This window comes from Aquimarina sp. AU474 (assembly GCF_900312815.1).
In the GTDB taxonomy this organism is placed as follows: Bacteria; Bacteroidota; Bacteroidia; order Flavobacteriales; family Flavobacteriaceae; genus Aquimarina.
This window is the reverse complement of the sequence record NZ_OMPE01000009.1, coordinates 164,940-176,734: the sequence shown is the minus strand read 5'-3', so window position 1 is coordinate 176,734 and position 11,795 is coordinate 164,940. Positions and strand designations below refer to the sequence as shown.

Sequence of the window (11,795 nt, the reverse complement as noted above, 5' to 3'; positions counted from 1 at the left end):
GAATTAGAATGTAATATGCGCTGGTTAATTCCCATAGTTTTATATGTGTTGGTAGAAATTTATGCCTATCAAGCAGTACGAACCGTTTCAAAAAACCCAATAGTTCAGATTGGATACTTGGTATTATCACTACTCATTTTGGGATATGTGATTTACACTTTTGCTAATTACGATAGAAGTATTGGTCCTACCAAATATTCTCTACGAGCGAGTGGATTATTGTTGTTATCGTTTGTGCCGAAATTAATCTTGGTCTTGTTTATGTTTGGCGAGGATATTATTAGATTATGTATTGCGGGGTATAATTATCTTACCAATACTTTTTTTGATGGTAATGCTACTCAATATTTACCAGATCGAAGAAAATTTATTAGTCAAATAGCTTTAGGTATAGCGGCTATTCCTTTTGCTGGCTTGTTACATGGTATTTTTAGAGGTAAATATAATTTTAAAGTTATTAGTCACGTGCTTTATTACGATGATCTTCCGGCTGCATTTGATGGATTTAAGATTACTCAGATTTCAGATATTCATTCTGGAAGTTTTGATGACCCCTCCAAAATAGAATATGCCGTGGATTTGATTAATGAACAAGAAGCAGATCTTTTGCTTTTTACAGGCGATATAGTAAATACAATGGCCAAGGAAATGGATGATTGGATTGATACTTTTAAGCGCCTTAAAAAACCGCAGTACGGGAAATATTCTGTTTTAGGAAACCATGATTATGGAGAATACGTTACATGGGGTAGTGAGGAAGAAAAAGAAGCTAATTTTCAAGCCATAAAAGATATTCATACTAAAATTGATTTTAATCTGTTACTTAATGATAGTGCTTTTGTAGAGAAAGAAGGAGAGCGTATTGCTGTAGTAGGAGTAGAAAATTGGGGGCATAATTTCAAAAAAGCAGGAGATCTTACTAAAGCATCTGAAAAGGTGACTAAAGAAGATTTCAAAATTTTGCTTAGCCATGACCCTTCGCATTGGGAGTACGAGGTAAAAGAACATGAAGATCATTATCATCTTACTCTAAGTGGTCATACTCATGGTTTTCAATTTGGAATTGAAATTCCTGGGTTTGTGAGGTGGAGTCCTGTGCAGTATGTATATAAACAGTGGGCCGGAATGTATAATGAGATGGGAAGGTATTTAAATGTAAATCGAGGTTTCGGGTTTCATGCATTCCCAGGTAGGGTAGGTATTTGGCCTGAGATAACAGTAATTGAATTGAGAAAAGGAGTACAGCCCTCTTAATTCTAAGAAAGTATTATATTTACAATTGTTTAGGGGTCTGTATGTGTTAAAAAAGGATCTCGAACGTAAAAGTTTTGAACATGTCAAAGTTTGGAGATATAATTAGTATTGAAGTTCCTGTTCTGTTGGATTTTTATACAGAATGGAATGAACCTTCAGTTGCAATGCATCCGGTATTAAAAGATGTGGCCGCTGCTCTTGGTGATAAGGGTAAGGTTATAAAAATTGATATTGATAAAAATGAAGAACTTGCAACTGCTTTAAGGATTAAAGGCTTGCCTACCTTGATGATTTATAAAGAGGGTGAAATGGTTTGGCGACAAAGTGGTGAGCAAGATGCCAATACGTTGATTGGACTTATGAAAGAATATGTCTAAGCTGATATAGCTTCAAACAAAAATCCTTTTTTGGTAAAATGTTCCAGAACCCTTGGTAATGCGTATGTCAGGTTTTTTGATGCCTTTAAGCTATCATGAAAAACTATAATACTTCCTGGTTCAGTGTTTTGCAGTACATATTGAAGACAAGTTTCTGGAGAAGTATTAGACTCCCAATCTTTTGATAATACATCCCAAAGAATAATTTTATACCCAAGCTTTTCTAAAACTTTAAATTTTGAATAACTTATTTGACCGTAAGGAGGTCTAAACAATGTTGGTTTATTTTGATTGCCAGCATATTTTTCAATTATCTGTTCGCAATCCATTATATTTTTGAGATATATTTCAGAATTAGTTTTCCAGGCTTTGAGATGATTCATGGTGTGATTACCTACAGCGTGTTCTTGTGATATTATTTTATCAAAAATATCAGGGTGTCTACGAATGTTATCTCCAATACAAAAAAAGGTTCCCTTGGCGTTATATTTTGATAATTGTTCAAGAACAAATTCGGTAACCTCGGGGATAGGGCCATCATCAAAAGTTAGGTATAAGGTATTCTCTTTTTTCGATGCAAAATCCCATGCATACGTAGAAAAAAATTGTTTCAGAACTTTTGGTGTTTTACTTGGAATCAAATGCTTTATATATTAAAAAAGTGAGCCGTAAGACTCACTTTTAGAATTATTCTGGTATCGTGTCTAGGGAGTCTAAAGCTTTTTCTTGATTTTGAAATTCCTTAATTAAATCCTCTTCCTGTTTACGTAGTAATTCTTCGTCGTTATATTCTTCATCGGCCGAGTATAATCTGGTGAACAGCCCTAAGTATTTATTAAACTCATCAGCTTTTTCTTCGATCATCTCTCTGTCTTGGTTGATTAGTAATAGATCAACAACGCTACGATAACGTTCTACATTGGTAACAATGTCTTCAGCATACATATATTGCTTTTCAAGGCTTAAGCTACCAAAGTAAGTAAGTTGTTCTTGATATTTTTTTGCAACTTTATTCCATAAATCTCGAGCTTTTTGCTTTTCGCCTACTTGATAGTATCCCGTAATGTAGGGTTCTAGTAAAGTATAGTATTCATAATATTCGATAGGCATTTTATCCATGGCCAAATCAATAATTTCTTTGGCTTTACCTTTTTGATCCTCTTTTATTAATGTTTCTACTAAACGAGCAAGGTTACTTCTGTATGTAATTGCATTTTTTCTGGTTTCTGGATCGTGATAAATGTTAGGGTCATTACTATTACCCCAATCCCAACTGGTAACATTTTTGTACATGAGATCTGTGTTTATTCTACCCATTTCAAAAGGATTACGTCTATCAACTTTGGTGCGTATTGGTACAAGTTTAAAAGTTACCCCGTCTAATTGTAGATAATCTTTCATCCACAAGAAGTCATCATCTCCGTAACTTCCTCCGGTAAAATAAATTGGTCGTTCCCAATTGTTATTTGCAATGATATCCAGCATTAATAATCGATTTTTGAACAATAGATCCCCTTTTAAATGTATATCGATGTACGGTACAATAAGATCAGCATCTTCTGGAGATACTATCCCGTTTTTAAGAACAGCTTCTTTGTTTACAGGAATTCTAATATGTTTAGTGGGGAAGGTATTTACTTTTTTACCACTTTGGAGATCTCCTTTGGTTCTTGGGTCATCAGTTTCTATCCATCGCATCCAGTTTTTAATGAGCATGGTGTCATTAGTAACTGGCTTGTAGTAGATAGCATCATTATTTCCAAATCGATAAAATTCATGGGTTAATTGAGACGGTATGGGCTTCCCATCGTATGCCGCCTTTTTCATTTGGTCAATATACCAGTCTGTAGCAAAAAGACTAGTGTTTACCGTTCGCACATCTGTACGATATCCTTCTATTTCTTGAGCATACCAAAGTGCAAATGTATCATTATCTCCAATGGTGAATAGTATGGCGTCATCTTGGCATGATTGTAAATACATTTTTGCCATGGATTGAGCCGTGTATCGATTAGACCGATCATGATCATCCCAGTTTTCTGAGGCCATTAAAACAGGAACTGCTAATAGACAGACTACGGTAACAATAGGTGCAAGAAGTTTGGGTTTTACTTTGTTCTTTAATAAATCAAATAATGCATATACGCCAAAACCTATCCAGATAGCAAACACATAAAATGACCCTACCAATGCATAATCACGTTCTCTAGGTTCGAATGGGCGTTCATTTAAATATATTTTTAATGCTAGTCCTGTAAAAAGGAAAAATATAAATAACACCCAGAAATTTTTCTTATCATGCTGTAGCATAAATACAAAACCGATTAACCCTAGCAGTAATGGTAAGAAATAATAGGTATTACGTGCTTTGTTTTTTAAGGTGTCTGTAGGTAGATTGTCTTGAGAACCTAAGTGTAATTCGTCAATAAACTTAATTCCGCTCAACCAATTACCTTCTAGATCCGTTAGATTCCCTTGGTTGTCATCTTGTCGACCAACAAAATTCCACATAAAATAACGCCAGTACATATAACCCATTTGATAATCAAACATATAGGCTACATTATCCATGAAAGAAGGTTTTTGCACATCTATATAATTCCCAAAGGATTGTAAAAACTTATGATAATCTTCATTGTCTAGCTTGCCTACCGCGTATTCTCTTCTAAAATCAGAAACGGCTTTGAGTAATTCTTCTTCGCTTTGATATTCTGGCTTAATGGTGAATTTTATTGGGCCGGTAAAATCCATATAATTGGCAATGTGCTCTGTACTCCACATTCTAGGTAAAAATGCTTTATGAGCATTATCTAGATTTTGTTTAGCATTTTTCCAATCGTTTACAATAATGTATTTTCCTGTTTTTAGATCTTTTTCGTACTTTGGTTTATCATCTTCGTAAGGATTATCTTGATCCAAGGTGGCATATATTTCTGAAAATTGAGGCCCGTAAAACAAATGCGTTTCGGGATATTGTTCTAGATTATAATATGCTAATAACTCTCTTGCGTTATTTGGATTGTTTTCATTGATTACGGTGCCGGCATTAGCTCTAATAGGAAGCATAATCCAGCTCGAAAACCCTACTAGAATAAAAACAACGCATAGTAGTAATGTGTTTAGTTGGGGGTAATTCTTTTTACGAGTATATTTTATTCCAAAATAAAAGGCCGTTACGATTAAAAGTCCAGCGATAATTGTTCCCGAATTAAATGGAAGACCGATAGAATTAACAAAAAATACTTCGGCAGCTCCAAAAAATTTGAGAGTAGAAGGAAGTAGTAATTTGAAAATAAATAACAATATGGCTACAACAATAACATTTGCTGCAATAAAGTTTTTTATAGTAATTTCTTTATAATTCTTAAAGTAGTATAGTAATCCTATTGCTGGTATAGATAGTAATCCCATAAAGTGTACTCCAAAAGATAGCCCGACAATAAATGAAATTAGTAAGAGCCATTTATTACCTCTTGGTTTGTGCATGTCTCTTTCCCAAAGTAAGCCCAGATAAAAAAGAACAGATAAGATACAGGAGGCCATTGCATATACTTCGGCTTCAACGGCATTAAACCAAAAACTATCGGTAAAAGTAAATGATAATGCTCCAACAATACCACTACCCAAAACAGCCATGGCTTTACTTTGAGTAAATTCTTCTTCTTTTACAATTAGTTTCTTAACCAAGATTGTAATAGACCAAAACATAAATAATATGGCAAAAGCACTTGCTACTGCAGAAGTCATATTTACCATTAACGCAACTTGAGTTGGGTCTGAAGCAAAAGTACTTGCAAAAGCTCCGATCATTTGAAATAAAGGAGCTCCAGGAGGGTGACCAACCTGTAGTTTTGATGAGGTGGCAATATACTCGCCAGCATCCCAAAAACTTGCCGTTGGTTCTACGGTCATTGCATATACACATAGGGCGATCGCAAAAACGACCCATCCAGTTATTTTATTCCACTTGGTAAAGTTGAATGTGCTCATAGAGTTTATTCGTTTATATAACGTGAGGCGAATTTAGTGATAAAAATACTTTCCCCTTTGTTTTTTTAGCAAACGCTTAACAGAAGTTTATATTTTAGTCTGATTTTGTTGATTTTACATTAATAATGTCTATTTGGAGGAAATAATTTTGAAAAAAATGTTTGCATACCCAAAAGAAAGTATTAAATTTGCACCCGTATTAAAAATACTGGTCTATGGTGTAACTGGCAACACGTCTGTTTTTGGTACAGAAGAGTCTAGGTTCGAGCCCTAGTAGACCAACATAAATTGAAGGAATTAGTATAATCTAGTTCCTTCTTTTTTTTTGAATGATATTTAGCTTTAAAAAGCAAAAGAATGATTATGTGAAATATACAAAAAAGAGTAACAAATTAATGTTACTCTTTTTCTGTTTTAGAACGAAAATGAGGTGTGGTTAAGGGGGGTAATTGGGGTATGCTTTTTAAATTTTAAAAGTTAATACTGGTCTTTTGGCGTGATTTACAACATCTTCTCCTAGGCTGCCATTAATAAAATGAGAAATCCCTTTTCTGCCATGTGTGCTAATACCGATCATCCCCGCATTAACCGATCCTGCAAAGTTTAGGATTCCTTTTTCTACAGTGATATCATTGTAGATGTTGAGTGTGTAGTTACTAATATCGAGTCCAGATATCATTAAATTCATTTTTTCTTCGGTTTCATACGTGGTTTTAAATCCGTTAGCTGTGTTTACCCAAACTAAATGAAGTTTCGCGTTTATTGACTTTGAAAAATCATGTGCTGCTAATAATGAAGGTTTGTCTTCGTTATCAAAATTTGTAGCGTATACAAAATCGCTTATTTCAAATATTTCGCAATCTTCTTTGATAACTAGTACTGGCTTTTTTGATGTGCGCACTACTTTTTCGGCATTAGATCCAATAAACAATTCTTCAAAACCGGTTGACCCATGAGAGCCCATGACAATAATGTCTACATTGTTTTTTTCGCTAGAACTATTGATTCCTGTATGGATGTCTTCAAAACTTACTGTTTCTACAACTTCGAGATCTTTCAGGTATTCTTTTTCTATTAACTCTTCAAATTTATTGTGGGTTTGCTTCATGAAATAAACGGCTTGAGGAGCTGCGGCCGTGGTTCCAGAAGACATTAGATCACTTAGGTGCATTGGTAACTCTAAAATATGTAACAAATAGATTGAAGCATTGTTTTTTCTTGCAATTTGAGCGGCAACTTTTAATGCGCTTTCTGCTTGATCAGAAAAGTCGGTAGGTACTAGTATACTTTTAATCATAATATTGCTTTTTTGAATGAGTAATGTAGTAATAAGGTAATCTCAGAATTTTTAAACACTCAGAAGGATAGTGGCTAGATTTTTATTGGGGATTTGCAATGCATTAAGTCTAAGTAAACTACCCTGATCTTAGATATATTAAATTTACGAATAAATTCATTCTTTCACATATTTTGTATCTAAGATATTATTGCTATCTTTGCACCGTTGAAATTAAAAAACCAAGTTGAGGGGACGAGAAGTCCCCTCTTTTTATCTAGTTATGTCATTGAAAGACAAAGTTCAAAATTTATTAGAAGAGGCGCTTAAAGAAAATACGTCTCTGTTTTTGATCGATTTTAAAATTCATCCTGATAACAGTATTGAAATTATTATTGATGGAGACGATGGTGTCAAAGTTGAGGATTGTATTGCTGTTAGTAGAGCGATAGAACATAATCTTGATCGAGAAGAAGAAGATTTTTCTCTGCAGGTGATGTCTTCGGGAGTCTCTGAGGGGTTGAAACATATTCGTCAATACAAAAAAAATATAGGGAGAAAACTCAAGATAAAAACTCAAGATCAAACTATTGAAGGAGAGTTGATTTCTGTTACAGAAGAGGCTATCTCCTTAACTTGGAAAGCTAGAGAGCCTAAGCCTGTTGGAAAAGGTAAGGTTACAGTTACCAAAGAGGCTGATGTAGCTTATAAAAATATTGTAGAAGCAAAAGTTATGATAACATTTTAATTATAATATTGATATGGAAAATATCGCATTAATAGAATCATTTTCAGAATTTAAAGATGATAAGTTGATAGATCGTGTTACGTTAATGGCGATCTTAGAAGATGTATTTAGAAATGCTCTAAAGAAGAAGTTTGGTAGTGATGACAATTTCGATATCATTATTAATCCTGATAAAGGGGATTTAGAAATTTGGAGAAATAGAATTGTTGTTGGAGATGGGGAAGTAGAAGATGATAACCAAGAGATATCGTTAACTGCGGCTCAAAGAATTGAACCAGATTTTGAAGTAGGTGAGGATGTATCAGAAGAAGTAAAGCTAATTGATTTAGGAAGACGTTCTATTCTTGCTTTACGTCAAAATTTGATATCAAAAATCCATGAACACGATAATACCAATATATATAAGCAATTTAAAGAATTAGAAGGAGAGATTTATACAGCAGAAGTTCATCATATTCGTCATAGAGCGATTATTATGCTTGATGATGAGGGTAATGAAATCATTTTACCAAAAGATAGACAAATACCATCTGATTTTTTCCGAAAAGGAGAAAACGTAAGAGGAGTAATAGAATCTGTAGAGCTTAAAGGAAATAAGCCTGCTATAGTTATGTCTAGGACATCGCCATTATTTCTTGAAAAACTTTTCGAATCTGAAATTCCGGAAGTTTTTGATGGATTGATTAGCGTTAAAAAAGTGGTTAGAATCCCAGGAGAAAAAGCAAAAGTAGCTGTAGATTCTTATGATGATAGAATAGACCCTGTTGGAGCGTGTGTAGGTATGAAAGGATCGCGTATACATGGTATTGTTAGAGAATTGGGTAATGAAAATATAGACGTTATTAATTATACTAATAATGTGCAACTATATATCACAAGGGCATTAAGCCCTGCAAAAGTAACCTCTATTAAACTTAATGAAGAAGGTAGTCGTGCAGAGGTGATGTTAAGGCCAGAAGAAGTTTCTAAAGCGATTGGTCGTGGAGGTCATAACATTAGATTAGCTGGGCAGTTAACTGGTTTCGAGATTGACGTGTTTAGAGAGGGAGTAGAAGAGGATGTTGAACTTACAGAATTTTCTGATGAAATTGATTCTTGGATTATTGAGGAGTTTTCTAAAATAGGATTAGATACAGCTAAGAGTATTTTAGAACAGGATATGGCAGATCTTGTAAAGCGTACTGATCTCGAGGAAGAGACGGTAAGTGAAGTGATCAAAATATTAAAATCAGAATTTGAGGATTAATAATCACAATTAATTTATATTTGAGCATAAAATAAAAGGCATTTATGGCTGAAGCAAAAACAATGAGATTAAATAAGGTACTACGCGAATTCAATATCTCGCTTGATCGGGCTGTTGACTTTTTGAATTCAAAAGGTCACGAGATAGACGCGCGTCCTACCACAAAAATTTCTCCTAATATTTACCAGCTCTTGTTTGATGAATTTCAGACCGATAAGAGTAAGAAGGTAGCTTCAAAAGAAGTGGGGGAAGAAAAGAGAAAAGAGAAAGAGGCATTGCGTGTGCAGATTGAAAATGAGCAGGAAGAAAAACGTAAGCTTGCAGAGGCACGTGAAGTTGTTAAAGCTAAAGCTCAATTAAGTGGCCCTAAACAAGTAGGGAAAATTGAATTAGAAAAGAAGGAAGAAGAAACACCGCAGCCCGAAAAAAAGGTGGATGAAACTCCTAAAAAAGAAGAGGTTAAGCCAAAAGAACCAGAAGTGGTTTCTAATAGACCGGCGAAAAAAGAGTTGAAAATAACCAAACAAGCTCCTAAACCTCCTGTAGAAAAGGTAAAAGAAGTAAAGCAGGAAAAGCCAGTTGAGGCTAAAAAACCTGTTGTTGAAAAGCCTAAAGAAAATAAAACTGAGGTTGAAAAACCTGTTGCTTCAGATAAAGTAAAGACTCAGTATAAAAAATTAGATGGACCTAATTTTACAGGACAAAAAATTGATTTAACTCAATTTAAAAAGCCTGCAAAAAAGAAGGACGAGAAATCTGATAAGAATGCGGCTGGAGGTGATCCAAAGAAACGTCGTAGAAGAATTAGTAAGGAAAGTGGTGGCCCTGGAGGCGGAAGACCTGGTGGTCAATCCGGCGGTAATAGAGGTGGCCAAAATAGAGGCGGCGGCCAAGGAAATAGAGGTAGAGGACCTGCAAAAGGTAAAAGAACCCCTATAGTTAAGGAAGAGCCTAGTGAAGAAGAAGTGCAAAAACAAGTTAGAGAAACTCTAGAAAAACTTCAGGGTAAATCTAATAAGTCCAAAGCAGCAAAATATCGTAGAGATAAAAGAGATCAGCACCGTCAAAAGGCTGAAGATGATGTTGCTCAGCAAGAACAACAAAGTAAAGTATTAAAAGTAACTGAATTTGTAACGGTTTCTGAAGTTGCTACTATGATGAATGTGTCAACAACAGAAGTGATATCTGCGTGTATGTCACTTGGTATTATGGTGACCATGAATCAACGTTTGGATGCCGAAACGCTTTCTATTGTTGCTGATGAGTTCGGTTATGAGGTTAATTTTGTAACTGCGGATATTGAAGAATCTATAGAAGAGATAGTTGATGCTCCAGAAGATTTGGTTTTTAGAGCGCCAATTGTAACTGTAATGGGACATGTTGATCATGGTAAAACGTCATTACTGGATTATATTCGAGAAGAAAATGTGATAGCAGGCGAGAGTGGTGGGATTACCCAGCATATTGGTGCATACGGAGTGCAGTTAGAAGGCGGACAAAAAATCGCGTTTTTAGATACTCCTGGTCACGAAGCCTTTACGGCAATGCGTGCGCGTGGTGCTCAAGTAACAGATTTAGCAATTATTGTGATCGCTGCAGATGATGATGTAATGCCTCAGACTAAAGAGGCTATAAGTCATGCGCAAGCAGCTGGAGTACCAATAATTTTTGCAATTAATAAAGTGGATAGGCCAGAGGCAAATCCTGAAAAGATAAAAGAGAAACTTGCTTCAATGAATCTATTAGTAGAGGATTGGGGTGGTAAAATACAGTCTCACGATATTTCAGCCAAAACAGGTACTGGGGTCAAAGAATTACTCGAAAAAGTATTGCTTGAAGCAGAGATATTAGAGCTTAAGGCAAATCCTAATCGATTAGCGTCTGGTACAGTGGTAGAGGCGTTTTTGGATAAAGGGCGTGGATATGTTTCTACTATTTTGGTGCAAACAGGAACCCTTAGTGTGGGAGATTATGTTCTAGCTGGTAAAAATAGTGGTAAAGTTAAGGCGATGCAGGATGAACGTGGAAATAACGTGGAGAAGGCTGGGCCTTCTACACCAGTTTCTATATTAGGTTTGGATGGAGCGCCGCAAGCTGGAGATAAATTTAGCGTGTTAGAAGATGAGCGTGAAGCAAAAGATATTGCTTCTAAGCGTGCTCAATTACATAGAGAGCAATCTGTACGTACACAAAGGCACATTACGCTTGATGAAATCGGACGTAGAATTGCTCTTGGAGATTTCAAAGAATTGAATATTATTCTTAAAGGTGATGTGGATGGATCTGTAGAAGCATTAACAGATTCTTTCCAGAAATTATCTACAGAAGAGATTCATGTAAATATTATTCATAAAGCAGTAGGGGCAATCACAGAAAGTGATGTGTTATTAGCCTCTGCATCAGATGCGATTATAATTGGATTTAATGTAAGACCGGCTGGTAATGCTAGACAGGTTGCTGATAAAGAAGAAATCGATATCAGAACATATTCAATTATTTATGATGCTATTAATGACCTGAAAGATGCAATGGAGGGAATGCTTTCTCCAGTAATGAAAGAAGAAATCACTGGTACTGCAGAAATTAGAGAAACATTTAAGATTTCTAAAGTTGGTACTATTGCTGGATGTATGGTTCAGAACGGTAAGATTTATAGAAATTCAGGTATCCGATTGATAAGAGAGGGAGTGGTGATTTATACAGGTGAATTGGCTTCCTTAAAACGTTTCAAAGACGATGTGAAAGAAGTAGGTAAAGGATATGATTGTGGTTTGCAAGTTAAAAACTACAATGATATTAAAGAAGGTGATGTTGTAGAAGCTTATCAAGAAGTAGCAGTTAAGAAAAAACTGTAAGTAATAATATACAGTGATATAAATAAAAAAAAACCTCTACATTTTGTAG

Annotated in this window: 8 protein-coding genes and 1 tRNA gene; 6 read left to right on the top strand and 3 right to left on the bottom strand. The window is 35.0% G+C overall.

Features of this window, described 5'->3' with window-relative positions:
• Window positions 1-15: 15 nt before the first annotated feature.
• Both DK508_RS14520 and DK508_RS14515 read left to right on the top strand, forming a co-directional pair.
• Window positions 16-1,254 carry a metallophosphoesterase gene (locus DK508_RS14520; RefSeq protein WP_109301515.1) on the top strand — a complete coding sequence of 413 codons (1,239 nt, stop codon included), beginning with the start codon at window positions 16-18 and terminating at the stop codon, window positions 1,252-1,254.
• A 74-nt stretch (window positions 1,255-1,328) separates the two neighbouring features.
• Window positions 1,329-1,631, top strand: a complete 303-nt coding sequence (locus DK508_RS14515; RefSeq protein WP_255411337.1) for a co-chaperone YbbN — start codon at window positions 1,329-1,331, stop codon at window positions 1,629-1,631.
• Here DK508_RS14515 and DK508_RS14510 read toward each other — a convergent pair.
• Window positions 1,628-2,272: a polysaccharide deacetylase family protein gene (locus tag DK508_RS14510; RefSeq protein ID WP_109301513.1), complete on the bottom strand. Its 645-nt coding sequence runs from the start codon at window positions 2,270-2,272 to the stop codon at window positions 1,628-1,630. The two genes, DK508_RS14515 and DK508_RS14510, sit on opposite strands and share 4 nt — an antisense overlap.
• A gap of 46 nt (window positions 2,273-2,318) precedes the next feature.
• Window positions 2,319-5,621 (bottom strand): DUF2723 domain-containing protein, encoded by a 3,303-nt coding sequence (locus DK508_RS14505; protein WP_109301512.1) that lies wholly within the window; start codon window positions 5,619-5,621, stop codon window positions 2,319-2,321.
• Between the two features lie 209 nt (window positions 5,622-5,830).
• Here DK508_RS14505 and DK508_RS14500 point away from each other — a divergent pair.
• Window positions 5,831-5,903 (top strand) — tRNA-Gln (locus DK508_RS14500).
• A gap of 181 nt (window positions 5,904-6,084) precedes the next feature.
• Here DK508_RS14500 and DK508_RS14495 read toward each other — a convergent pair.
• Window positions 6,085-6,918, bottom strand: a complete 834-nt coding sequence (locus DK508_RS14495; protein WP_370443850.1) for a universal stress protein — start codon at window positions 6,916-6,918, stop codon at window positions 6,085-6,087.
• Window positions 6,919-7,180: 262 nt separating this feature from the next.
• Here DK508_RS14495 and rimP point away from each other — a divergent pair, with 262 nt between their 5' ends.
• The 3 genes from rimP to infB are packed head-to-tail and all read left to right on the top strand — an operon-like array spanning window position 7,181 to window position 11,746.
• Entirely contained in the window at window positions 7,181-7,645 is a 465-nt protein-coding gene (gene rimP, locus DK508_RS14490; RefSeq protein ID WP_109301511.1) for a ribosome assembly cofactor RimP, read from the top strand.
• Between the two features lie 13 nt (window positions 7,646-7,658).
• Window positions 7,659-8,891: a transcription termination factor NusA gene (gene nusA / locus DK508_RS14485; protein ID WP_109301510.1), complete on the top strand. Its 1,233-nt coding sequence runs from the start codon at window positions 7,659-7,661 to the stop codon at window positions 8,889-8,891.
• A gap of 44 nt (window positions 8,892-8,935) precedes the next feature.
• Window positions 8,936-11,746, top strand: a complete 2,811-nt coding sequence (infB, locus tag DK508_RS14480) for a translation initiation factor IF-2 (RefSeq protein ID WP_109301509.1) — start codon at window positions 8,936-8,938, stop codon at window positions 11,744-11,746.
• The last annotated feature ends 49 nt before the right edge of the window (window positions 11,747-11,795 follow it).

Excerpts from the sequence above, each read along its gene's own strand:
- DK508_RS14520 (WP_109301515.1), top strand. The coding sequence starts at position 16 with ATGCGCTGGTTAATTCCCATAGTTTTATATGTGTTGGTAGAAATTTAT.
- DK508_RS14505 (WP_109301512.1), bottom strand. The coding sequence starts at position 5,621 with ATGAGCACATTCAACTTTACCAAGTGGAATAAAATAACTGGATGGGTC.
- DK508_RS14495 (WP_370443850.1), bottom strand. The coding sequence starts at position 6,918 with ATGATTAAAAGTATACTAGTACCTACCGACTTTTCTGATCAAGCAGAA.
- rimP (WP_109301511.1), top strand. The coding sequence starts at position 7,181 with ATGTCATTGAAAGACAAAGTTCAAAATTTATTAGAAGAGGCGCTTAAA.
- nusA (WP_109301510.1), top strand. The coding sequence starts at position 7,659 with ATGGAAAATATCGCATTAATAGAATCATTTTCAGAATTTAAAGATGAT.
- infB (WP_109301509.1), top strand. The coding sequence starts at position 8,936 with ATGGCTGAAGCAAAAACAATGAGATTAAATAAGGTACTACGCGAATTC.